This window comes from Bacillus sp. JJ1532 (assembly GCF_036965085.1).
Taxonomy (GTDB): Bacteria; Bacillota; Bacilli; order Bacillales; family Cytobacillaceae; genus Cytobacillus.
On record NZ_JBALOW010000047.1, the window covers coordinates 922 to 25,397 of the forward strand.

At 36.6% G+C, this 24,476-nt stretch carries 25 protein-coding genes and 1 pseudogene; 10 read left to right on the plus strand and 16 right to left on the minus strand.

Annotated features, from left to right (window positions below):
• Nucleotides 1–3: 3 nt before the first annotated feature.
• Nucleotides 4–282: a hypothetical protein gene (locus V7122_RS25800; protein ID WP_438824793.1), complete on the minus strand. Its 279-nt coding sequence runs from the start codon at nucleotides 280–282 to the stop codon at nucleotides 4–6.
• Between the two features lie 115 nt (nucleotides 283–397).
• On the opposite strand from V7122_RS25800, the gene V7122_RS17010 reads away from it, so the two are divergent.
• From V7122_RS17010 to V7122_RS17030, 5 genes and pseudogenes are all read left to right on the plus strand, one after another.
• Nucleotides 398–1,432, plus strand: coding sequence for an ABC transporter permease (locus V7122_RS17010; protein WP_335527762.1), 1,035 nt, complete (start codon nucleotides 398–400; stop codon nucleotides 1,430–1,432).
• A 1-nt stretch (nucleotide 1,433) separates the two neighbouring features.
• Nucleotides 1,434–2,120, plus strand: a complete 687-nt coding sequence (locus V7122_RS17015; RefSeq protein ID WP_335527765.1) for an ABC transporter ATP-binding protein — start codon at nucleotides 1,434–1,436, stop codon at nucleotides 2,118–2,120.
• A 259-nt stretch (nucleotides 2,121–2,379) separates the two neighbouring features.
• A pseudogene (locus V7122_RS17025) lies at nucleotides 2,380–2,703 on the plus strand (tyrosine-type recombinase/integrase); the annotation flags it as partial.
• 585 nt (nucleotides 2,704–3,288) lie between these two features.
• Nucleotides 3,289–3,372 (plus strand): hypothetical protein, encoded by an 84-nt coding sequence (locus V7122_RS25805; RefSeq protein ID WP_335348131.1) that lies wholly within the window; start codon nucleotides 3,289–3,291, stop codon nucleotides 3,370–3,372.
• Between the two features lie 17 nt (nucleotides 3,373–3,389).
• The gene (locus tag V7122_RS17030; RefSeq protein ID WP_335527767.1) at nucleotides 3,390–4,058 is read left to right on the plus strand and encodes a tyrosine-type recombinase/integrase; all 669 of its coding nucleotides are present in this window, start codon (nucleotides 3,390–3,392) and stop codon (nucleotides 4,056–4,058) included.
• 182 nt (nucleotides 4,059–4,240) lie between these two features.
• Here the strand turns inward: V7122_RS17030 and V7122_RS17035 are convergent, their stop codons facing one another.
• From V7122_RS17035 to V7122_RS17055, 4 genes are all read right to left on the minus strand, one after another.
• Entirely contained in the window at nucleotides 4,241–4,420 is a 180-nt protein-coding gene (locus tag V7122_RS17035) for a hypothetical protein (RefSeq protein ID WP_335345825.1), read from the minus strand.
• Nucleotides 4,421–4,469: 49 nt separating this feature from the next.
• Entirely contained in the window at nucleotides 4,470–4,889 is a 420-nt protein-coding gene (locus tag V7122_RS17040) for a site-specific integrase (RefSeq protein WP_335527771.1), read from the minus strand.
• Between the two features lie 468 nt (nucleotides 4,890–5,357).
• Complete coding sequence (locus V7122_RS17045) at nucleotides 5,358–6,110, minus strand: GTP cyclohydrolase II (protein WP_335345823.1); 753 nt, start codon at nucleotides 6,108–6,110, stop codon at nucleotides 5,358–5,360.
• A 1,180-nt stretch (nucleotides 6,111–7,290) separates the two neighbouring features.
• Nucleotides 7,291–8,268, minus strand: coding sequence for an L-lactate dehydrogenase (locus V7122_RS17055; RefSeq protein ID WP_335354815.1), 978 nt, complete (start codon nucleotides 8,266–8,268; stop codon nucleotides 7,291–7,293).
• A 192-nt stretch (nucleotides 8,269–8,460) separates the two neighbouring features.
• Here V7122_RS17055 and V7122_RS17060 point away from each other — a divergent pair, with 192 nt between their 5' ends.
• Nucleotides 8,461–8,634, plus strand: a complete 174-nt coding sequence (locus tag V7122_RS17060) for an H-type small acid-soluble spore protein (RefSeq protein WP_335354816.1) — start codon at nucleotides 8,461–8,463, stop codon at nucleotides 8,632–8,634.
• A 103-nt stretch (nucleotides 8,635–8,737) separates the two neighbouring features.
• On the opposite strand, the gene V7122_RS17065 is transcribed toward V7122_RS17060, so the two are convergent.
• From V7122_RS17065 to V7122_RS17095, 7 genes are all read right to left on the minus strand, one after another.
• Nucleotides 8,738–9,349: an FHA domain-containing protein gene (locus V7122_RS17065; RefSeq protein ID WP_335527775.1), complete on the minus strand. Its 612-nt coding sequence runs from the start codon at nucleotides 9,347–9,349 to the stop codon at nucleotides 8,738–8,740.
• A 4-nt stretch (nucleotides 9,350–9,353) separates the two neighbouring features.
• Nucleotides 9,354–11,816, minus strand: a complete 2,463-nt coding sequence (locus tag V7122_RS17070; protein WP_335527778.1) for a protein kinase domain-containing protein — start codon at nucleotides 11,814–11,816, stop codon at nucleotides 9,354–9,356.
• A gap of 22 nt (nucleotides 11,817–11,838) precedes the next feature.
• Nucleotides 11,839–12,564 carry a PP2C family protein-serine/threonine phosphatase gene (locus V7122_RS17075; protein WP_335354819.1) on the minus strand — a complete coding sequence of 242 codons (726 nt, stop codon included), beginning with the start codon at nucleotides 12,562–12,564 and terminating at the stop codon, nucleotides 11,839–11,841.
• Nucleotides 12,564–13,814 (minus strand): trypsin-like peptidase domain-containing protein, encoded by a 1,251-nt coding sequence (locus tag V7122_RS17080; RefSeq protein WP_335527781.1) that lies wholly within the window; start codon nucleotides 13,812–13,814, stop codon nucleotides 12,564–12,566. Before V7122_RS17080 ends, V7122_RS17075 begins: the two co-directional genes overlap by 1 nt.
• Before the next feature lie 18 nt (nucleotides 13,815–13,832).
• On the minus strand, nucleotides 13,833–14,810 hold the full coding sequence (locus V7122_RS17085; RefSeq protein ID WP_335354821.1) for a PP2C family protein-serine/threonine phosphatase: 978 nt from the start codon (nucleotides 14,808–14,810) through the stop codon (nucleotides 13,833–13,835).
• Nucleotides 14,811–14,828: 18 nt separating this feature from the next.
• Nucleotides 14,829–15,491 carry a DUF2085 domain-containing protein gene (locus V7122_RS17090; protein WP_335484686.1) on the minus strand — a complete coding sequence of 221 codons (663 nt, stop codon included), beginning with the start codon at nucleotides 15,489–15,491 and terminating at the stop codon, nucleotides 14,829–14,831.
• Between the two features lie 103 nt (nucleotides 15,492–15,594).
• Nucleotides 15,595–15,813: a hypothetical protein gene (locus V7122_RS17095; RefSeq protein ID WP_335348501.1), complete on the minus strand. Its 219-nt coding sequence runs from the start codon at nucleotides 15,811–15,813 to the stop codon at nucleotides 15,595–15,597.
• A 238-nt stretch (nucleotides 15,814–16,051) separates the two neighbouring features.
• On the opposite strand from V7122_RS17095, the gene V7122_RS17100 reads away from it, so the two are divergent.
• Complete coding sequence (locus V7122_RS17100; protein ID WP_335354823.1) at nucleotides 16,052–16,567, plus strand: undecaprenyl-diphosphatase; 516 nt, start codon at nucleotides 16,052–16,054, stop codon at nucleotides 16,565–16,567.
• Nucleotides 16,568–16,631: 64 nt separating this feature from the next.
• On the opposite strand, the gene V7122_RS17105 is transcribed toward V7122_RS17100, so the two are convergent.
• Nucleotides 16,632–16,907: a hypothetical protein gene (locus V7122_RS17105; protein WP_335354824.1), complete on the minus strand. Its 276-nt coding sequence runs from the start codon at nucleotides 16,905–16,907 to the stop codon at nucleotides 16,632–16,634.
• 143 nt (nucleotides 16,908–17,050) lie between these two features.
• Nucleotides 17,051–18,169 carry an NAD(P)/FAD-dependent oxidoreductase gene (locus V7122_RS17110; RefSeq protein WP_335527784.1) on the minus strand — a complete coding sequence of 373 codons (1,119 nt, stop codon included), beginning with the start codon at nucleotides 18,167–18,169 and terminating at the stop codon, nucleotides 17,051–17,053.
• 203 nt (nucleotides 18,170–18,372) lie between these two features.
• Here V7122_RS17110 and V7122_RS17115 point away from each other — a divergent pair, with 203 nt between their 5' ends.
• The 3 genes from V7122_RS17115 to V7122_RS17125 are packed head-to-tail and all read left to right on the plus strand — an operon-like array spanning nucleotide 18,373 to nucleotide 22,249.
• Nucleotides 18,373–19,956, plus strand: coding sequence for a spore germination protein (locus tag V7122_RS17115; RefSeq protein ID WP_335354826.1), 1,584 nt, complete (start codon nucleotides 18,373–18,375; stop codon nucleotides 19,954–19,956).
• Complete coding sequence (locus tag V7122_RS17120; RefSeq protein WP_335354827.1) at nucleotides 19,953–21,149, plus strand: Ger(x)C family spore germination protein; 1,197 nt, start codon at nucleotides 19,953–19,955, stop codon at nucleotides 21,147–21,149. Before V7122_RS17115 ends, V7122_RS17120 begins: the two co-directional genes overlap by 4 nt.
• A complete protein-coding gene (locus tag V7122_RS17125) occupies nucleotides 21,146–22,249 on the plus strand; it encodes a GerAB/ArcD/ProY family transporter (RefSeq protein WP_335344086.1) in 1,104 nt (367 codons plus the stop codon). The genes V7122_RS17120 and V7122_RS17125 overlap by 4 nt, the downstream gene beginning before the upstream one ends.
• A gap of 72 nt (nucleotides 22,250–22,321) precedes the next feature.
• On the opposite strand, the gene V7122_RS17130 is transcribed toward V7122_RS17125, so the two are convergent.
• Together V7122_RS17130 and V7122_RS17135 are read right to left on the minus strand one after the other, a co-directional pair.
• Nucleotides 22,322–23,107: an HAD family hydrolase gene (locus tag V7122_RS17130; protein WP_335354828.1), complete on the minus strand. Its 786-nt coding sequence runs from the start codon at nucleotides 23,105–23,107 to the stop codon at nucleotides 22,322–22,324.
• Between the two features lie 132 nt (nucleotides 23,108–23,239).
• On the minus strand, nucleotides 23,240–24,466 hold the full coding sequence (locus V7122_RS17135; RefSeq protein ID WP_335344084.1) for a DUF438 domain-containing protein: 1,227 nt from the start codon (nucleotides 24,464–24,466) through the stop codon (nucleotides 23,240–23,242).
• Nucleotides 24,467–24,476: the final 10 nt, after the last annotated feature.

Here is a 24,476-nt window from a genome sequence, read left to right on the forward strand (position 1 = left end):
CATTTAATGGAGTAAGAATATCAAGAAAAATTGAATACTTATGGTAATGATAGTATGTGTTTGTGAAAGGTTGTACTTAAACGCAATGCGATTGAACCAATAATATCGATAGATTGTAAACCTTATTGATATATTCATAGAATCAAAGATATTTCTTAAAATAGCAGCTATAAATAGCCCGCCAACATAGTCTGGCCAAGTAAATCCAGTAAGGTTGTTTAACAATATTACCATTAATGTTCCAAGACCCATTGATATGAGGATAACGAATACACCATTCATTAATGATAACTTCCACCTGAACTTTCTTTATTTTTAAATGTAATTTCTTGTTCATCTTCTGTTCATATACGGATTATAAACTAAGGATGTAAATAAGAAATTGGAGGAATGAATAATGAACCTTGCGTGGAAAGAAATGAAGAAAAATAAAGTAAGATTTTTAATATTAGGCTTCATTGTATTTCTAGTTAGTTTACTAACTTTTATTATATCAGGTTTAGCAAATGGATTATCACAAGACAATGCTGCATTAATAAAAAATTTACCAGACGGGCAAATTTACATGAATGATAAGGCAGACGAAAACTATAATCTATCGAAAATAGAAAGTAGTATTCAAGAAAAATTGTTGAATGATCAGAAAGATGCTACAGCACTATCTATTCAAATGGGTTTTTTAAATGATAAGGATGATAAACAACAAAGCGTTGCTTTTGTTACTTCAACACAGACAACATTGTTTCCGGATGTTCAAGCTGGAGAGATCATATTGGATAGCTCCATGAAGGATAAAGGGATCAAAGTTGGAGATATTTTAACGAACAATCAATTAAGTGGTGAGTTTATTGTAAAAGGTTTTGTTGAACAAGAGAAGTTTAGCCATGCACCTGTCGCTTTTATTAATATAGAGAACTACAAAGAAATGTATAGAGTAGATGAAATGCAATTAATTTTCATACCAGGAGAGGACTCTTCTCAAGAATTTACGGGCTTACAATCATTTTCAAATAAAGATTTTCTAAATACCATTTCAAGTTACAGCGCTGAACAGATGTCTTTAAATATGATTGTTTGGTTTTTGGTTGTCATAAGTGGAATGTTGTTTGCTATCTTTTTCTACATGATGAACGTTCAAAAGATTGGTTTGTACGGTATTTTAAAAGCAATTGGTGTAAAAACAAGTAAATTATTCAAAATGATGTGGACCCAAATGATTCTTATTACAGTAACTTCACTTGCTTTTTCTATTACACTTAGTCAAGTCTTTAACATGGTTGCTCCTGAAGGAATGCCTTTTAGTTTAACCATGGTTACAACCGCACAATTGACTCTAGTATTCCTAGTTATTGGATTTATTGGAGCTACACTCTCAGGAATACAAATTAAAAAGGTTGAACCACTACAAGCAATACAACAAGGAGAGATATAATATGTCTATATTTACAATTGATAAAGTTAGAAAAACGTTTACGAATGGGGAAGTTAAGGAAGAAATACTGAAGGGAATTAACCTTTCTCTAAAAGAAGGGGAAATAACAGCATTAGTGGGTGCATCAGGTTCAGGTAAAAGTACACTACTTACAATAGCTGCAGGACTTCAACCTTCATCACATGGAGAAATACTATTCGAAGGCAAAAATATGACTACCATGGGTTCAGAGCAAATTCGGAAAATACGAGCAAGTAAATTTGGTTTTGTCTTTCAATTTGCCCATCTAGTTCCTTTTCTCACCGTAGAAGAACAACTAATGCTCATGCTAGATGTTTCTGAATTGAAATTAAAGAAACAGGAACAAAAAAGAGAAGTGAATAGAATTCTGCAACTAGTTGGGATGGAGCATCGGAAGAATGCTTATCCATCTTCTTTGTCAGGTGGGGAAAAACAGAGAGTAGCCATTGCTCGTGCAATCATTCACCAGCCTAAAATTCTCTTCGCAGACGAACCAACCGCTAGTTTAGATTCTAAACGATCTAATGATGTTATGTCATTAATCAGAGAATTAACGAAAACATTAAATATAACTACTTTAATGGTTACGCACGATGAAGAAATGCTCTCTTATGCAGACAATATCATTAAAATGATTGATGGACGAATTTTACAAAGTATAGAGTAAATTCATTTAATAATGATAGAAAAAGTATGATAGTTAAAAATAAACAGTAGCCCTTACTATGGAAACGAAGGGCTATTTTTTAAGTTGTAGGTATTTAAGTAATAGGAAACATTTATGACAAGCAATCTAATCGTTGATGACGATAGCAATATTCTAAACCTAGTAAATATACATTTATCCGAACAAGGCTATAAGGTTTTTCAAGCCAAAGACGGTATAGATGCCTTGAAACTTCTTCAAAAGGAAAGTTGCATCAACAATGGGACCAAAGGGTACAACAAGGAGACTTACAGATCGATCTATTGAGAAGCTTGTAGAGAAATATGCGATTGCATTTGGAAAACCAGCACTAACTGTTCATAAATTAAGACATTCATTTGCTACTCGTTATCATTTCGAGAATAATGATATACCAAAATTAAAGCGTCAATTGGGGCACGCATCGGTTCAAACCACAATGATTTATACTCATCTAACTAATGAAGAAATGCGTACAGCTGTAAACAAAATGGACAATAATAACACTGCAGCAGAAAGACTTTATGCAGTGTTTTCTTTTTTAAACTTGATGAATAGAATATGAAGTGAAAGGTAACTTTAAAAGTAATCTGAGTTATATTTAGTGGTTTTGGGCAATATTGGAAAATGATCTGTAAAGAAAATAGGGATTTATGTATACAACTTTGTTTCAAAATACGGTATGTACACAAATTTAGTTCACTCGCTGTAATTTAAGTATGTAGATTAGGTTCACAAAAACAGGCAGAAAAAATTGACTTTATGGATTATTAATCGAAAAATCACTTATGTACACAACTTGGGTTCACCGTACAATTTTTTTCTTTTTGTCTCACTATCTTAAGTATACTTATACATTGAGACAAAATTCATTTAACTTCCGATAATATATATTATGTAAACTAGAAACAAACATAATTACAACAAGGGCTTGTGCTCTCAAGTTCCGATAAGATTCTTTATCGTCCCCTATTTTTTCGCAAGTTGACTATAATATTCATTTTTGCGACCGATAACTCTCAGGGTTCTTTCTATAAGTCGGCTAGTTCTCATAATTAATGGTTTCGAACATAATTCTCAGGGATCGACCGCATAACTACCAGGAGGTTAGAAAATTATGAATTACGTTCAAGCTGCGGATGATTATCTCATGTATTTGGAAGTCGAGAAAAGTTATTCCGTGAACACCCTTAAAAGTTACGCTTTCGATTTAAGCTCTATGGTGAATTTTTAACGGCTAACGACCGTTCATTGAACTTAGATGAACTTACTTCGTCCAGTGTACGCCGTTTTGTTCAAGACCAGGTCATCAACCATGGCATCAAGCCAAGAACCTTGCAAAGGCGTCTATCTTGCCTGAAATCATTCAGCCAATACTGTTTAAAAGAAAACTACATGAAGTCTGACTTCACAGCAGGAATCCAGGCGCCTAAATCCGATAAAAAGTTACCGAAATACATGACATTGCAGGAGCTTCACAAATTATTTGCCTATTTGGAGCAAGACCAGCGATCGCAGGCAATTAGAAATGAATTGATGTTTAAATTATTAGCTGCAACAGGGATGAGACGACAAGAATTAGTGGATTTAATATGGGAGCAAGTCGATTTAGACAACAATACGATTTTAGTTCGAGGGAAAGGGAAAAAAGAACGCCTCCTCCCCCTTCACAAGATTGTTTTACCTTTGTTTCAAGCGTATAGACAACGTCCTTCAGAACAGCAAAACTATTATAGTGAACCGATATTCTATAATAAGAATAATAAGCAGCAGAACCCACATGGACTTCATAAAATATTCAAGGAAACCTTAGATCGGTCTGGATTGCCCTCACATAGATTTTCATTGCATCATTTAAGGCATACGTTTACTACCTTACTGTTACAAGAAAATAAAGAAATACAGATTTATAGGGCATGAAAACCTTGCTAGGACTAGTAAGTACACTCATATAGAAGTTGAACAGAAAAAAACAAATTTGTGGTTATAATATAATTAATTATTGATGAAAAAACGACAGAAATTAATCTGTCGTTTTATTCTGTCATAGAAGATTTGTTATGGCCGTTATTTAATGTTTTGATGTTTGTAATGCTCTATCATCAGCTTTCTAATAATTTTGGATTTGACTTCGAAAGTTCTAAAATAAAGTCTTCTGAAAATGGGAGTCCTGCTAATAAATCATTATTACCTCTCTTCCCCATTTCCTCGTGGTCTATGGATGGGAAATCACCCTTTTCTTCTGTAACACTTTGTTCTAATTCTAATTCAATTTTGGTCAATTCCTCTTTGATCTGTTGGATTTTTCGTTTATGTGTTCTAAGATAAAGTTCAACGTTGGCCCAAGAGCTGTGTCCAATTGATGGTTTCGACTGACATTCCTTGTTCATCTAAGAGTGTGGCAATCGTATATCGAAAACCATGAGGAGTTATCCTCTCTTCTCCTTTCCAATTCAGAAATTCATTCACTTTATTGACCGCAGCATTCAACTGCTTATTTTTAAGCGGGTAACCCTTAATCACATAACTAAGTGGATCGTCATCATTCAGTTTCATTTCTTCTACGTGTTTCCGTAGTTCTTGCAATAAAAGAGGTGGAAGTGGCAACACCTGCATCTTGTTTTTCGAATTCTTAATTTTTTGATTGTAAATAATCAAACCCTCTTCCAAATTAATGTTTCCCACTTTCAATTTGGTAATGGCCTGGTTACGAAGGCCCGTAAGCAGAAGCAGTTTAATTGTACAATCCATCTATTTACAAGACTTAAGTGTGGCACATTTTCTAATATTGATTCCATCATATCGTTTTTTATAATAGAAAGTAGATGATAGTTTAAATGAGTTGAAGAATTTTTTATGTAATTTGCACCCGTAATTGTCGTAGAAGAAGTTGAAGTAATACAATTAATGAAACACTTACTGATTGTTTGAAATTTTGACATTAGAATTTTCGCCTATTTAACTAATTTTGGGTTTATAAAGAATAAAAAAACCGTAGCTAAATTAAAAGCTATGGTTTTTATCGATGAACTGGTGGGCTGCTTAACGATTAAAATAATTAGCAATTCAAGTTATAAAAATTTATATACCTAGTTATAAAAACAGCAAGTAGAACCCAACCAACTCTGATTGGGTTTTGTGATTTATACAAAACAGATGTCCTTCTTACCTCTTTCAACGCTTATTCATTTATTTAGACGAATTCCACTTAAATCATTGTTAATCATTACAACAAGTCCCTTTCTCTTCAATATGACCAGACTTATTAACTTTTGTCTTCAAATACTTCTCGTTATATTCCGAAATATCCCCCCAAATAGATTCTCTACCTGAAACCTCAAGACCTGCTGTTTTTAATGCTTGAAGTTTTTTAGGGTTGTTGGTTATAAGTGTAACAGGTTTTGTGCGTAATGCTTTAAGGACAAGAATTGCATCTCCATAATTTCTAGAGTCATCAACAAAACCAAGTGCCTCATTGGCTTCAACAGTGTCATAACCATTCTCTTGTAAAATGTAAGCCATCGCCTTACTAAATAAGCCAATTCCTCTTCCCTCATGGTTAGCTAGATAAAATAAAGCACCATTCCCGTGTTCTGAAATCATTTTCATGGATTGCTTTAATTGGAAACCACAATCACATCTCTTACTACCAAAAATATCGCCCGTATGACAGATAGAATGCAATCTAATAATAGCATTATCGTCATATTCAAAATCACCATAGACTAGGACGCTGGATTGTTGTAGCTCGGCTAGGTTTACAGAAGATAATTTATCAATAATCCTTTCAAAATCCTCCGTTACCTCATCACAATTCAGCCAGCAATACCAATGGAAAACAACAGTATCTCCATATAAATTAACAGGAAGCCTAATCGGACCAACTAAATAAATAGCACGTTTATTGGTCTTAATTAATTGGATTTTGTCTTCTAAAACCCCTAAGACTTTAGTGTCGAATGTTTTTTTCATATTCCGATCTCCTTTTTTAAAATAGTATTTACTACGACAACAAATAAACTCATGGAATTGTGGCAATCTTACTTTTTTTTCTTATAAGAAACTTTTTTTCATCCCTTTTACATTTTTAGTTAGCTGACAAAAGGTTTCTCTAGACCCACTAGATGTTTTTGTTCAATAATATAAATGTAATTAATTAAACGGGGGAAAATTACGTAAGAACAAGCATATTGGATTTAAAAAGAGTAGAACACTTGAGGGAAGCATGTACAAAAAGATACTGAAACTATGACAAAAAATTACTAAATATCGTGTAAACCTCTGTTATTCCCGCACTTGCTGCTCATTAATCTATTGGCATATTGAATTTATTAATTGCTGTTTTTAGATCCTCGTTTCTAATATGAGTATAAATCGTTTCAATGGAAGAATGTCCAGGTCGTCTTAGCTTTGGTACATCATTTATTTCAGCTTGTTATCTTGTAGCAACAAATGGCGCAACTTATGTACAGATTAAGAAGGTTTACCGAATGCTGTGGCGTTAGCAACCTAGTAGGTAACTTTGTGTCAATCTACATAAGAGTTGCCCTTTTACGTCAAAGAAATTGACATAAGGTACCTTTCCTTTCTTTTTCTTTTGCTAACCCTTCTCCTTTAGGAAAAAATAGAAAATCATATTCATCAGAAGTAGTAATAGGTTTGCTTTTATTTTCCAAAATATTCAGCTCCATTTAGATAGGATAGACATAAAGATAGACTTGAATAAGCTTATAAAACAAATGTTTTCTATAAAAAAAGAGAGGTTTCTACACCTCTCATTTACAAATATTATTTAAACAATACCTAAGTTCCTTAAGCATCAGCTCATTTTGACTGGGGAACTGCAATCATTATGCCTTGTATAAAACTTTAATTTCCCCTTCCGTTTGGAAACAATTAGTCTAATCCCGTCTACTTTCTATTCACAGAGATAATCAGTATTATTATCTTCAATTACAACGTCTCTTTCTTTAAAGGCATAGATGAGCTAGGGATTAATTCTTCACTTTCAATCACCCGGGTTTTCTTGGCAATGCTCTCCCTCCTTAAATAATTTTCTAGTCTCTTATACATATTACACAAACAAGTGTTCTTGTTATTAATCTTTTAATATATTAAAAAGTCCCCACCTTCAGAGATGGGAACAATTACATTACAAATAGTCCTTGCCAGTCTTAGCCACTATCATCGTATCCTGAATATACTTTGCTGATTTATGCAGCCACTCAGTTTCCTGCTCGTCCAATTTAATTTCTAATTGCTTTTCCACGCCATTTCGCCCAATTACACATGGCATGCTTAGTGCAACATCTCCATCATAGCCATATTGCCCATGTAAGGTTGTGGAAACTGGATATACACTACGTTCATCAAGCATGATGGCTTTTGCTAATGTAATTGCGGCCTGGGCCACTCCTGCATTTGTCCACCCTTTATTATTTAAAACAGCAAATGCTTCTTTAACGACCTGCTGACCCATTTTCTCTCTGTTTAAAGGTTCTTTTCCATCAAAAACTTGATCCAATTCACCTTCTCCAAACCCTTTCACATTTAAGCGGCTAAAAACAGGGAAGGCTGTATGGCCGTGCTCACCCATCATATATCCTGTTACACTTTTTGGATCAATATTGTAATTCGAAGCAACGACATAGCATAAACGTGCAGAATCAAGCATCGTCCCAGTTCCAAAGACACGACCCTTCGGATAGCCAAATTCATTTTCAGCAATATAAACCATTGTATCTAATGGATTTGTAATCATTATCACAATGGCTTCCTTCGTATACTTAGTTATCCCAGTCATTACCTCTCGAATAACCTCTGCATTCTTTTCAGCCAACAATGCCCGGTCTGGCATTGCATCCTCATCAGTTTTCAGGACACTTGGACCAGCGGCACAAATAATAACATCTGCGTCTGCACATTCTGAATAATCACCTGAACGAACTGTCGTGTTGGACATATATGTAAGGGCAGTTGCGTGAGATTGGTCTAATGCTTCGCCAAAAGCAACTTCCTCTCTACTATCAATAACAGCAATTTCAGAAAAAAGGCCAAGCTTCATAGCATCGGCTAAAACGTATGATCCAACATGCCCAACGCCAACGATGACTAATTTATTTTTTTTCATACTAATACCTCCTAAGCTTTCGTCAAAGATGTTACCTTTAAATAATATTTCACAAAAATAGCTACAAGTAAATGGTTTAAGACGATTATTTGATTGAATAATTAAAAATATTAATATTCATACGGTTAAGGCTGTATTTTCCCCGCTAAATAGGAAACATTATACTTGGCAGTCAAAGACAGGAGGGAAAAAATGAATAAGCAGCGTGCAAAACAAATATCAGAATCACCAGAGATACATAAAGTTACGTATAACGGCAAGCAAGTTTATATTCAGCATGTAAATGAAGATGATACCGCAAGAATTTACCCCCTGGATGATCCAGCAAATGAGCAGGATGTGTCTTTGTCTCAATTAAAGGAATAACCAACACAAAAGGCGCTATCCTGATTACTTTTCTAAAGCAGGAATGCGCCTCATTTAAAATATAATATTAATTTCAGCCTTTTCGATTTAATGATTTCATATCTTAATCCCAAACAAACCTTTCCCCACAAAAAGGAATAAACATTAGCTTTGTTTTCCCAAGCTCAATGACGTCATATGGTTTCAGTTCGTCAGCTGTTATGACCTCTTCGTCATTTAAATAGACAAGTCCCCGTGATTCACCAGGGTACACTCGGAACTGACGTTTTTTTGGACTAAAGCTGACAATGGCATGATTCTCTCTAGAAATTGCTTCATCCCCTGCAATACAAATATCCATTTTATCAGATCGGCCGATAAAGTTTCGTTCACTTCTTATCCGAAAATCCTTGCCTTTATCAGGTCCCTCTACACACACTAACCAACCAACTACTGGATCAATCCCCATTTGCTTGCGGAAAACAGCTACCGTTTTTCCATCCTGTTGGTTAGGTGGAACAGGGGTATTTCGAATATCATTTCGTATCTTGGCTACGGTCTTGCCTAATTCAGCATTTTCATTTGGGATCTTTGCCTGAGTTTTGGAAGGGTCATTTCCATCAGGCTGCCTCATCGGCATTGTCATCCCAAGATTTAAATCAATATTGACCCCACAATGAGGACATAAACTATGTTTGGCTTCATCATAATAATGACCATTTATACACCTTTTCACGATCCTATCCCCCTTCTACCTCAGTTGCGGAAATAAGCCACTTAAAAATGCCGTCTGAACGAATAAAGCTATGAATTAATGTGCTTTTCGCCTCGAAATTTTGCGTACCGTCCGTGTAAGTCAAGGTTTGAACTACTTTTGCTTTTGCAGTCTCTCCTTGTATCTCTAAAACTTCAATACTTTCAATTGTTGCTTGGATCTCGTCATAGGTTTCAAAGAAACTAGTAATGCTCTGCTTTGTAAGGCCTGCTGAACTTGGATCAATGGTACTTAAATAGGTCTCTACATCCTCATCCTCAAACGCAAACCCATTAGCGTAAATGGTGATTTCGATTTCCAAATCATCAGAGTAAACGTCTGTTCCTTGGTTATTATACATATCTTCAATCTTTTCCATATCGGGATGTGTCAGATTATTCTCTTTAAAATATTTAAAATCTGCTAAAACAAAATCCTTAAACGATTTATTTTCCAAAATTATTTCATCTTGATGTGAAGAATAAAGGGCTAATGCCGCATTAAATTGATTAGAAAATAAATAGGCATGGGCAAGATTCGCTTTAAACTCAATATTGCCCGGATCGAGCTCGAGCGCCACTTCTGCTGATTCGATCGCATCGTCAGACATTTTATTTAATAATTGAATATAGGACAACATCCCGTAAGAGTTTGCTAACTCAACATAATCATCTTGAAAAACAGGATCATCTTCAAGCAATTCCTCTAGTATATCCACACTTTCCTCTATATCTTTAAGTGCATATTCGTAATAACCTAAATTACTTTTGATAAGAGAAATATTTCTATATAATACGCCTATCGAATATAGGGCATCAAAATCATATTCATTCACTTCATAAAGAACCTTTGCCATATCCCTAGCTTGAATATAATGTCTTAGCGCATCCTCCTGTTCATTTTTCATATCTAGGTTATAGCCTTTATCCCAATATTCATTTACAATTGAAAGCTTCTTAATTTTTATGGTTTCTTCATCGACTGGCAGATCTATTCCCTTACTAACTTCTAGGTGGACTAAATCGTTTTCATTTACCTTTTGGTCGGGGTTAATAGATTGCTTTATTACCCATCCTTTTTCGAGGAATAAACTTTCAACATAAGTGACATTACCGAACTTTAATCCTTCTTTTGCTAATAGTTCCTTTGCTTCTTCCTCGCGGATATCCATAATATTTGGAACAGTTACTTGTTTGGTAACGGGTTTAGGGGCTTCCTGAGTTTTATTGACGGCTACTGGGGCATCCTTCGTTTTCACTATTTCTTTTCCCGCTTTTGCACCGAATAGGATGGTTGCAGCAAAAATACCAGCAAACAAAAGGATCGCAACCGCCGCTCCTCCGCCAATCCAAACCCATTTTGAAATTCCCGTTTTCTTTGCCGATTCTTGATGCTGGGAAACTGTCGCCTTCGTTACCTGCTTAACTGGTCCTTTACTATTGATTTCATTCGTTTTATTCGAAACGGGCGCTGATTCATGTAAATTCTCAAGCAGCTCCTGCTGAAATTCTTCCATTGACTGGAAGCGGTCTGTTGACTTTACAGATAATGCCTTCATCAGTGCGGCTTCTGCTTTTGCCGGAATATCAATACCAAGCTTAGATGGTGGAATGATAGCATCCTCTTCTAACCGATCAAGAGATTCAGGTGGTACATGACCAGCAATGGCGCGATAAAATGTAGCAGCCGTTGCATATACATCTGTCCAAGGTCCTTGTTTTCCTTTACTTCGGTATTGTTCTTCTGGTGCATATCCAGGCTTTAATATAACGGAAATGCTTTTACTAAATTCTGTTATGGCGTGGCGAGCCGCTCCAAAATCCAGTACTTTAACTTGACCTTCGGCGGTAATGTAAATATTATCCGGACTAATATCCCGATGAAGTGTCTCTGACCGGTGAACCTCCCTTAATGCATCCATAACAGGCATCATGATCATAAGGGCAGTTTGATAAGGGACTTTTCCTCCCTGCATTTCTAGGTACTGCTTGAAATCGACACCTTCTAAATAGTACATAACTAAATAGGCGGTTCCATTCTCTCTAAAGAAATCCCGTACTCCAACAATTCCAGGATGATTATTATATTGAGCCAAAGTTTTTGCCTCATCTAAAAACTTATTCAAGCCATGCTCAAAATGAGAATTAAGACTGCCTGAGAATACGGATACCATCGTATGCCCAGGAGATCTTGTTGCAAAATCCCGAGGCATATATTCTTTAATGGCAAGCTTCATATCGAGATTTAAATCCCATGCTAAATACGTTATGCCAAAACCTCCATGTCCAAGAACTCTCCCCAAAAGGTATTTCTCATGCAGAATCGTTCCAGGCGGTAAATGCTGTGGTGCTTCTGCGGCCGACTCTGTAACCCAGCCACAGTGGGGGCATATATGATCGGATCCCTTATCTCCCATACACCCTAAACAAAGATGATTAATATCCGCCATCCCTTCACCTCATTCTGACAAATTATTCACTTACAAACACAGCAATGGCGCTGTAATTATCATTGTTTTCGAGAGTACGCCCCTTTAGATTAATCTCCATTAATTGAAGCCAGTCTGAAGGAGTTGAACATATTAGCCTAGTATTCTCCATTTCTTCTTCTGTGATATATTCCCAAAACCCATCAGAACATAGCAAGAAGGAATCCCCAGGATAAACGGTTATTTCATTTTCAGGAAAAGTTGCTTTGACAGCTCCTTCTGACCCTAACACTCGAAATAACCGGTTCCGATCCTCGTGAAAGCGAATTTGGTCGGCTGTTATTTCTCCTGCATTGACAAGAGCTTGGCATACACTATGATCCTTTGTTTGTACCATTACCTTTCCATTCCTGATCATATATAGACGGGAATCTCCTACATGTGCCCATGTGGCAAAACTATTTTTACATAATAGGACAACGACGGTCGTTCTCATTGGTTTTGCATTTGTTTCTAATAGTAGATGTTTGCGGATAACCTTTTGTGTTTGTTCAATGCCTTCCTTTAGCCATTGAATATCATTTCTCATCTGGGATTCTTGTAAAATAGTTTCTACCGCAAGTCTTGATGCAACCTCCCCAGCCTGATATCCGCCAAGTCCGTCAGCAACTACCCAGCATCCACCGTTTTCCAACTCATTAAAACCAATGAAATCTTGGTTAACTTCCCTTCCGCCTTTATTTGATATTGAAGCTGAGCTATACTGCATTATTTAATCTCCCAGCTTACTTCAAACATATTTTCCTTCGAGGTTAAATAAAAGCGATCACCTGAACGCAATTGAGTTATTTTCCCTTGGGGAATCCGTTCACCTGATACAAGATATGTCCCATTAGAACTGTGATCCTCAATCATGAACGTCTGATTATAATGATCATATCGGATCGTACAATGCTTCCTGCTAATCTCTTCAGAATTATGAGGATAAACAAACTGGCATTGCTTTGCATCCCGTCCAATTGATAAATGAGTCCCATTTAATTCAATTGTTTGGCCGGCAAAATAACCAGAAAGTCCCTTTAATTTTGGCACTGAACTTGGAGAGGAAGGTATAATAGGAACAGAAGGTGCTGCTTTTCCAGGTTTATTTCCTTTTTTCCTTGTCATTAAAATGATCACGGCAATGATAATAAATAAGAAAAGTAAACCTGCTGCAGCTATTCCGATTATCCACCATATAGCTGTAGATTTTTCTTCAGTATCGTCAACTATTACTTCGACAATCGGATTACTGGCAGTTAAATAGTTAATTCCTCTAGATTCTAGCATTGGAATCAATTCTTCGATTTGGACGGCTCCATTTATCCCAGAAGCACTAGTAACTCCAAATGTATTAATCCCGATTACTTGACCATTTACATTTAGGAGCGGACCACCAGAATTTCCAGGATTAATATTGACGTCAATTTGCAAGATTCCCCTGCCGCCTTGGGTAGATATTTTACTGATAATTCCTTTCGTGATCGTTACATCATTAGGTTCACCAGATGGAGTATCATCGATTAAATCTGCATCTCCAGGGAAGCCTAAGGCATATACCTCTTGGCTTGCTTTTACCTCATCACTCTTTCCTAACTCCATAGGAGGCCGTTTAAATAGATCCTGCGACAATTCTAATATAGCCAAGTCCTTAATTTTGTCATAAGCGATAACAGTCGCTTCAATTTGGTCCTCCTTTGAAAGGAGAATCGTGACACCATTTAAATTTGGTTCTACAACATGATAGTTAGTGACGATATGACGGACAGGCTCTGAATTGCCAACAGCAAAGCCAGTTCCTGTATATAAGCCTCCATCTGAACCATAGCAAAGAATCCTTACTACACTGTTTCTAAGCTCATCGATCGATCTAGATTCCGCAATTGCTGCATGAGAATAGAAAAACAGTATAACAATGGAACATAGGAAAGTAATTAAAGTCCTATGAAAGGAGCTATTCCGCTTATTCATTTTTGGCATTTCCATCCCCTCTTCCCTTTAAATCTGTCCTAAAGTCAAAATGGCTACGGTCGCATTATCTTGATGAGGCTTTTGTTTCTTTAGCACCAACTCAATTAATCTATCTGCTGCTTCTTGTGTTAATAAGGAACTGCATACATCCATCATCTCCTCATTTGAAACAGATCCATAAAGACCATCGCTGCAGAGGATAATGGAGTTCCCCCTTTCTAGCGGAATCGGGTCTAATGAAACATCGAGCTCCTCGATTTCCTCTAAACCTAGAAAACTCGTTAAACTTTCTCTTTGAGGATCATTTTCTGCCTCCTGCCGGGAGATTTGACCAGAAGCTGCTTTTTCCTCCAGCTCTTTAGCATAAATATGATCCGTAGTCAGCTGCTTTACAGTATGATTTTGGTACAAATAAATTCGGCTATCTCCAACAGATAACCAGTACAATTGATTCTTGAAAACAACGGCAGCAATTAGTGTTGTCCCGACTCCTCTTTCTAACCCATTTTGTTTGGCAAATGCTTTAACAGATTTATTCGCCTCTTGAACTGCAGATACTAATTTGTCCGGTATAGAGTCTATTTCATTGGATTCCTGATAATGTTTGACAAAAGTTTGTACTGCAAGGAAACTAGCTTCCTTTCCACCTATAAATCCACCCATTCCATCAGCTAAAACCGCGAGAACTCCATACTTATTCATGAATGGCTGATCATGAATATCTGTGAACGCAAATGAATCCTGCTGCTCAGAGCGGCTTCCGATATGCTGGGCATTACCAGGAATAACGATAAAAGGTAAATTTGTTTTTGTTATGGGATCAGGTATAGTTGCTATTTGACGCTTCTTTAAAGCTTTAATATGAATAGGCAAATATATAGTCAAAACTAAAATACCCAATATAATAAGGTACCCCCACCATGGCAAGCTTTTAAGTATGTTTTTTACATTTGGAAAATCTTTTGAAACGGTATTCATAGTAGCTGTGAAAAAAACTAGCATCATGTTTAAAGCACCTTCAATCTAAAATAGATTTTGTAAATACAAAGGACGAATTATACTATGTGTATAGGACATGACACTAAGTACCATTAAACTGCTGGCTATTGATAAGCTAATTGATAAAAAGTGATTCTCAAGACGCCTAAATAATAGATAAAAGAATAATGAAATCCATATAAAAAGTGTACTGATAATTAACAATTGAAGGATCGCAAAAGATACAAGGGAATGGAAAGCCAGGTTAACAAAAGCTCCTGCTAATGAGAGGGGAATAAACATTTCACGGATATTTTTTATGATAGGGATGGCCTTTTTTTCCGAAGAATAATTAGAAATAATAGGGATAAGAAAAAAAGGTAACGTACTTCCAAATAAGATTCCAGTTGTGACACGAATAAAGTTATTTGTTGAATAAACACCTAAGTAAGATCCGAACCCGTCAACTACTAATGGCAATAGGAGAATTAATAGGAAAAAGCTATTTTTTTTATTAGGAATGGTTATATTCTTATACCTTTTCAGCACAGTGATAAACATGAGCGAACTAAAAATGCCCAGATAAATTCCTGTATCTCGAGCACAGACAGGTAAGTAATGCCCCTCCATCTGGAATGAACGTACAGGAAGCTGATGACAGATGGCTTTTCCTATGAAGAACGTGAATTTTTCTATACTTGAGAACATATACAACCCCCATTTTGAAGGAAGGGGCTGACCTTTTTGAGAAGATACTATTAAGGAAAGGGTGGTTGAATGCAAGATTTTAAGGGGTCAGCCTTACATATAATTAATAGGTGTAAAATGCTGGCAGCATGGAAAATGCAGATAATGCAAACCAGCATACACAGCTAAGAACAATCGAAATGATACTTATGAGCAAACATTTTTTTCCGACACTTTTTTTGTCAAAATCTTGATCATTCATCCAAACAATTCCTAAAATAATCCCCACGATCGGAATAAAAAAAGAAAGCAGGTAAAATAAAACCCTTTGCCCTCCGGACACTTTATTCACCTCCACGTATTTCTACATTTGGATTTCAATGCTAAAAGTCCTAGTCATATATATGTAAAAAATAGAATAATATTGCTTTTCCAACTTTAAGAATTAAGGTGAAACTTCAATTAGTGAGGTTTTTCCAAAGAAAAGGTGTAGCGGTGCCGACTGACGAATTAGCGGAGTTTACATATTTTTTGAGAAGAAGGGGATTTTATTAGTATCTAAATATAGGGAGATTTGCTTTATGGATTTCAAGATATTAAAGTCAATCAATCAGCTTTCTGGCCGCTGTTATCCAATTGATCTGCTTATGATATTGATATCAAATAGAATTCGTTATTTGTTTATTTTAATTTTGATTTTTATGTGGTTTAGAAATTATTCCAACAAAATTGCATCTCGTAATGCACTGATATCTGCAGGGATTTCATTGTTATTGAACATGTTAATTAAGCTGTTTTATTTTAAACAACGTCCATTTGTAAAACGCAGAGTTGGAATTCTTATTCCCGCCAAATTGGATTCATCTTTTCCCAGCAAACATACCTTGCTAGTGTTCGCAATTTCAACTTCAATTTTTCTTTATGAACGTTTCATTGGTTCAATCATGTGGATTTTATCTATTTTGACGGGCCTCTCTCGAATTTGGGTTGGGCATCATTATCCTTCCGATATTATTGGAAGTGCCCTCTTAGGTACTTTAATGAGTATCCTTATTGATAAAACTGCTCGTTGTGTAAATTTCTTTGCTCGTCCATAGTTTATTTCGATTTTGAATATGAAAATGCCCACAGTAAAGTGGGCATTTTCATTGAATAGGAATACTATTTGTTAGTTAAATTATCAGGTGCTAATTCTTTTGCAAACTCTGCTAAAGCCGCTTTAGGAATTTGCCCCTTAAAAGGGGTTTGCATCGTATTCATAACATTTTGAAGTGGGTTATTCATATTTTTATTGCGATTTCTATTTAATCCGTATGCTGCAGCACTTGCTCCTAGACCCAGTAATGTTGCCCAAATTATTCCGCGGTTACTTCGTTTTCTGCCAAATGCATTTTGTAATATCCTTGTATTTAAAAGCGCTATCATCCATTTATTCAAATCCAAGCACTTCCTCTATAAAAAATTGAAAAGCAATTTGCGGCTTTCCACTTTTAATATGTTCTATAAGAGGAATGTCGATGCTGGTAATAGTATGAAAAATTTATAGAAGGATTTTCAAACTATTTAGATGTTAGCACAATTTACTTGCCTATCGCTTCAGCAACATCATAAAGAGAAAGGTCAATTTCTAATGGTTGGCCAAGGGCAAGCTTTGCTAGTTCAGCACCCAAATAAGGTCCTACAGTTAAACCTGATGCGCCAAGGCCATTAGCAATTAATATTCCCTTATAATTCGGCAATGCCCCTATCACTGGAAGAAATCCAGGTGTGAACGGCCGAAAGCCAACCCTAGTTTCAAGCACCTCACTATTGCTTAAACCTGGGGCAACGGCAATTGCTTTGCTAAATATTTCATTTTGTCCGCCTGCTGTTACCCGGAGGTCAAAGCCTTTGTCATCCTCATGTGTGGCTCCAATCACCACTCTGCCTCCATCAAATGCTAAGATATATTGGTTATTTGGTGGCATGATGACGGGCCATTCACTCGTATCTGATTTTGCCAAATGGAGATGAATGATTTGCGCTTTTTGGGGAGAAACTAAAAAGTTTACACCAAGAGGCTGCATTAATTCTTTAGCCCACGCACCTGCCGTTACGATAACGTGATCTGCGAGAAATGTTTCCCCATTCACCGTTACTCCAGTCACTATTTTTTCATTAAATTGTATGACTGCATTTCCATGCATATACAAAGCTCCGTGCTTTTTAGCAGCATTTATTAAGGATTGGCAGAGCGCTCTGCCATTTACCCTTGCTGCACCGCTTATATATAATGAAGAATACTCCCCTGCCAAAGGAGGAAATCGCTTATTTGTTTCATCAGGAGATAATTTTGTAATTTCTCCTATTTCTGGTGCGCTCTCAAGACGTTTGAACGCTCTTTCCTCCATTTTTTCTAGTTTATCTTCGTCTGTATGGATGCTAATGGCTCCTATCTTTTTATAGCCAGTTTCGGTTTCCCCATCTGCTTCCAATTGTTTTATTAGAGAAGGATAATATTTTGCCCCGTTCTTAGCCAGCTTGTACCATGCTTGATTTCGTCTTTGTGAAAGCCAAGGGCAAACAATTCCTGCTGCAGCATCGGTGGCTTGTCCGCGGTCTTGGCGATCAACCAATATGACTTCTGCACCTGCTTTTGCGAGATGGTAGGCAGTGGATGAACCTAAAATGCCTGCCCCTATGACAATATATGATTTCATTGAATATGCCCCTTTTTCGTTAAAAGTATTTCCCTCGTTCACGAATCCATTATTTATTATACCTTTATTTTCTATGGGACAGAACCTTAATGGATATGGGAATGAGTATCTCTCTTTTTGCATCCTAAAAAAAACCACAATGCGTATACTAATCCATTTAATTGGAAAAATATACTTAAGAATTTATGGGAGGCTCATTTATCTTGGTTAAGCTGAAAAATAGGAAAAAATTATTTGACTTTATAAAAGAGAAATTACCGGAGCCTTCCATTGACCAATCTGAAAAATTAAGTCCTGACCTTTCAGCAAATGAAAGTGCCTTAAAAGAGATTTTTCAAAATTGTTCAGATTTTGTCCTGCGACCTATTTATGTGTTCAATGAAATAAAAATATTACTTGTTTACATTGATGGTTTAATTGATACCAAAAGTCTGGAAGAGGTTTTTCTAAAGCCTTTAATGTTTGAAGGCCCACCTAAAGGTTCGGCTGAGCCTCAATCAATAGGAAAAGTGATCGAACAACAGTTATTTTCAAGTGCACAGGTAAAAAATGTATCCACTCTTAAGGATCTTGTTGACGAGGTTTTAAAGGCGAATGTTGGCGTTATTGTAGATGGAGAAACAAAAGGATTAATTGCTGATTTGAAAGGCTTTGAAAAAAGAGGAATCGAAGAACCGCAGACAGAGGTAGTTATTCGTGGCCCAAGGGATGGATTTACAGAAACAATAAGGACAAACACCTCCCTTATCCGCAGGAGAATTAGAAGTCCAAAGCTTAAATTCGAGCCGTTTACTTTGGGAGAATATTCTAAGACTGATATCGCGATTGCTTATATTGAGGGGATTGCCCCAGACTCTTTAATTGAAGAAGCACGGAAAAGGATAGAGCGAATTCAAATTGATGGAATATTAGATTCTGAGTTTATTGAAGAATTTATTGAAGACTTCCCTTTTTCTCCATTCCCGCAAATCCAAAATACGGAGAGACCAGATGTCGTAACTGCAAATCTGTTAGAAGGACGAGTGGCCATTTTTGTTGATAACACCCCATTTGTACTCATCATTCCAATGACATTTTGGGCAGGCATGCAGGCAACTGAAGACTATTACGAACGCTTTATTTATACAACCTTTATTCGAATTATTCGCTTTATTTTATTAAATATTTCTCAATTCCTACCTTCCATCTATGTAGCCCTGACAACCTATCATCCTGGATTAATACCGACTACTTTGCTCATAAGTGTTGCAGCTGCAAGAGAAGGAGTGCCATTCCCTGCCATTATTGAAGCCTTAATTATGGAATTGGTTTTTGAAGGACTTCGTGAAGCGGGTATTCGGCTTCCAAAGCCAGTCGGTTCAGCGGTCAGTATTGTTGGGGCGCTCGTCATCGGTCAGGCAGCCGTACAGGCAGGTATTGTTTCCTCCCCGATGGTAATCGTTGTAGCAACGACAGGAATTGCCTCTTTTGCCATTCCTCGCTACAATTTCGGAACTGCTTTTCGGATGATCCGGTTTGCCTTATTAATTTTGTCAGGAATTTTCGGTTTATATGGGGTTGTATTGGGATTAATTGCGATTACAATTCATCTCGTAACTCTCCGTTCCTTCGGTGTTCCTTATTTTAGTCCTTTTGCTCCACAGATTTTTTCAGGCTTGAAGGATGTAATTATCAGGGTGCCTAAATGGGCTTATAATTATCGACCGCCATTTACGAGCGGTGTGAATAAAATGCGAATTCCATTTGGACAAAGACCAAATCCTGGTCAAGGCAGGGAAGAAAAATGATCAAAAAATGCATAATCATAATTCATATTTGCATGTTCTTAGTTCTCACCACCGGCTGCTGGGATCGCAAGGAATTAAACGAAAGGGCTATATGGCTCGCAACAGGATGGGATCTCGGAAAGAAAAAAAACATTCAGCTTAGCGGCCAAATCGTCATCCCTTCCAATATGCAATCTCAAAGTGGCAGCAGTGCGGGCGGAAATGAGTCTTTTACAATATCGGCAGAAGGAAAAAATGTTAACGATGCTACACAAGTTATGCAGGAAAAGCTATCAAGACAAGCCTTCGTAGGTCATAGAAGTGTTATATTTTTTGGGGAGGAATTTGCCAAGTTAGGAGTCAAGCATCAACTGGATGCACTTACCCGTGGATCTGATGTAAGTTTACGGACGGATATATTTGTCGTCAAAGAGGCCACAGCACTAGAAGCACTCAATATTTCTGATCCACTAGAAAAGCCTCCTGCTGTTGCTGCCATTAAAGGGCATGAGGAATACGGAGGAAGAGGTGACATTGCTTTAGTAAACTTTTTAATTGCAGCTATCAGCGATGGTATTCGACCATCTCTTCCAGTTATAGAGCTCACAAAAGTTCAAACGGGAAAATCTTCAGGTGGAGAAAGTTCTTCAAATGATGTTTTGAAAATAGGAGGTTTAGCTGTTTTTAATAAAGACATAAAATTAGTTGGCTATTTAAATAATGTGGAAAACAGGGCCTTTCTTTGGATTAAAGGAGTGTTAAGAAAAATAACTATTACCAATCCATATGAAGATGGGAATGCAAGTCTAATCTTAACTAAAATAAATAGTGAAATTGTAACAAAATTGGGAAGAGACAATAAAATAAAAATTACTGTGAAATTGACTGGGGAAGGAGCCATTCTCGAAAACAATACACATTTAGATCTAAATGAACCGAAAAATGTTCATAAGATGAGAAAGGTATTTGAAAAGACAGAAGAAAAAAGAGCACTTAAAACGATAAAGAAAGTCCAACATAAATACGGTCAGGATATTTTTGGATTTGGTGAAGAAATTCATAAAAAATATCCTCGTCAATGGAAGGAGTTAAGCAAGGATTGGGATAGGCATTTTTCAGAAGCTGAAATTATAGTAACAACAAATTTTGAAATCAAGCGGATTGGCATGACTGGCCCATCTATCTTGCTAAAAGAAAGTGAGATTCATAAATGAAAATTACTGGTTTGCAAATTTTTTGGATAATATTCACCTTTCAAACAGGCAATATGCTTCTACTGGCAGTGAATCCAACGATCATTGATGCAAAACAAGATGCATGGATTTCCGCGATTATCAGCATAATATTAGGCATCGTGATTGTTTTGATAGCTACAAGGGTAGCACTGTTTTATCCAAAACAAACCTTGATTGAATTCTGTAAACAAATTTTGGGCAAATGGATTGGGACAACTATTGTCTTATGTTATTTTATTCAATGGTATTCGGTTATTGGTAATATTCTAGGGGAGTTTGCACAGTTTACCATTACCATCCTATTACCTAGTACCCCATCGTGGTCGCTTATTGTAACGATGCTGATTGTCATTATTTACGTCACCAATATTGGAGGAATTGAAGGAATCGCACGCTGCAGTGAAGTATTTGGGCCTCTCGTTCTTCTCATGGTAACTGGACTAGTTTTTTTTACGATACCCAATTTTGATATTCAGAAAATATTACCCATTTATTCTGACACCGGATTTATCCAAATCATAAAAGGGTCCTTATCCCCACTTTCATTTCTTGGCGAGTCTGTTATTATGATGATGCTTGTTGCTTTTATGGATGAACCAAAGAAAGGTCCATCCAGGGCAGTATGGGGGATCATCATCTCTGGTTTCTTCGTGAGCACGGCGACAATCAGTGTATTGATGGTATTCGGCCCTCACATCTCGCAAAAACTATTGTTCCCAGCTATAGATATGGTCCGCTTTATTTCCATTATGAAATTTATTCAAAATTTGGAGATTGTTGCGGTTCTAATTTGGATTCTAAGTGTTTTTATTAAGCTATCTGTATACTTTTTTGCGGCAAGCTATGGAACAGCGCAATTACTAAAAATAAAGGATTGGAAAAAGGCCATTTGGTTTGTCGCAATCGTGACATTTGTTTTAGCGATTTTTCAGCCAACCATTACGTTATTTGGGGCCGAATATGTAAAAAAATATTGGGTGAAGTATGCATTACCGATAAATATGGTTGGAATCCCTATATTGCTGTTAATCGTTGGAGGAATCCGAAAACGTTTTGCTCCTGCCAATAAGGCATCTTAATTTTTTTCTGAAAAGCGCTGATGATCTTGCAAATCAGCGCTTTCTTGAACTCTTTGATAAAAATGCCTATGTTCATTGTATGTCATTTAATATTTGAAAAAGCTCCTCCAAATGACGGATTTCATAGGTAGGAATAACCTCATTTCGTTCTTTATCCTCCCTATTTATCCAAACAGACTGTATGCCAGCACGATTGGCGCCAAGAATATCTGTCATCAGATTATCCCCTACCATTATGACTTCATCTTTTTGCAGCGACATTAGAGATAGAGCATGTTCAAAAATAGAAGGATCTGGCTTCCCTCTTCCAAACATCCCTGAAATGACAATTTGGTCAAAATAAGGGGCTATTTCAGGTGTAATCGTTAATTTCGTGTTTTGTAAATCAGGGGAACCGTTTGTAAGTAATAGGAGTTTGTAGTTTCCTTTTAACTGGTCTAAAACTTGAAAGGTCTCTTCATAGACAAACGGAGATTTACGTCGCGCCTGTGGGAAAAGTTCCGCCAATTCAAACCCAAAGTCTGGATCATCGACACCCATCCTTTTTAACCCTCTTGTCCATGCATCTTTCCGATAACCAGGAACAATCTCTTTCATTTTTCTAAAATCTTCATGATCATCTAAAAAGTTCCCCCATAGTCCTTCAAAAGGATTGATTCCGATCATTTGAGTAAAGTCATAAGTTTCATAGGAAGAGTAAAGATTTCTTGCTTCCTCTCGAACAGCAGCTTCAAACTGGTTATGGTCCAATCCATAACGATCCCCTGCCATTTTACAAGTTGCTGCAAAGGCTTCCTTCACGCTTTTTTGATCCCAAAGTAGTGTATCATCTAAATCGAAAAAAACTGCTTTTATCATTTTGAGCCTCTCTTTAAGTATTATTTTATATACTAGTTTATCATGACATATTATAGAAAAGTATTATTCTTTTTAATATTCATAAATTAAAAACACCATTCAGCCATTCCGAACGGTGTTCATTGTAATAAATTATGATAAAATTCTTTTTTCCCCTTCTATTGCTTTGATAGGATCAATATTTTGGGTGAATTCTAATGTGCCAATATAATTTTCGTTCTCGTCCCTTACGGCGAAATAACGAATGTACACATATTTATCCCGGAATTTAATCCAAAAATCTTCAGTATCCTTCCGTCCTGATTTAAAGTCAGCTAATAATTCTTCAACAAGATGCACGCTTCTTGGCGGATGACAGTTTTGAACGGTACGCCCGATTACAGCCTTAGTTCTCGCAAAAATTCTCTCTTTTCCATGTGAGAAATAGCGGACAACATCGTCTTGGTCGATAAAGGTAATGTCGACAGGTAAATGATTTAATAGCAGCTCCAGTTGCTTTAAAGATAAAATCCCTGTTTCCATTTTTATATAGCCCTCTGAGATAGCGTTCTCCCCTAATTGCTTCCTTTCTGGCTTCCATTCTTCTACAGGGCTAGTAAGGCAAAAACCAATTTCATCGCTTTCATGTGCGATCTTTACCCATTCATCCTCAGTTAGATTTTTCAAAGCCATCGGGAAAAGGATGTGCTCTTCTCTATAGATCATGTTGATTACTTCTTCCATAATAAAATGAACGAGATTCACGATTTCCTGTTTATTGCCATCATAATTGGACAGCTTATGTTTTGACTCTTTAATGCCATCTCTAATAAAGTCGTCAATTCTCCACATATTGTTTGTTGGACCGTATATCCCGTACTTCTCAAGATACGGAAATAGCAGATTTTCTTTCCGGCTGTAATGCTTATCAATATCTAATAAAAGATTGCAATCCTCCAAAAGCTTGTAAACATTTTCAGATGAATCTTCATCGATAAACTGTTGTAAGTGTAATTGAACCTTTGATTTAATTAACTTTTCAAGCTCGTGATTTTCTTGGACGAATGTATGAATAGGATGTCCAGGCTCATTTTCTGGCCTTATAGTACTTTCTGATTCCACAATAGACCCCTTGAATATATCCGTATGGGCTGCATACAGACGCTGCAAATCATCCATCGGAATTCCGCCTTCTTCCATTAAATCATGCTGGAGCTGAGAAATTTCCTCAATAGTGACTTTTCCGATAAATGCATTAAAATGAGCTTTTACTTCATCTACATTTCTTCCTTTATGTAGATCTATAAAAATTTGTTTTAAAACGGTTTGACGTTCTGTATTCTTAATCGTATGTTCTCGATTATTGATGATTTCGCTCATAACGGTTCTC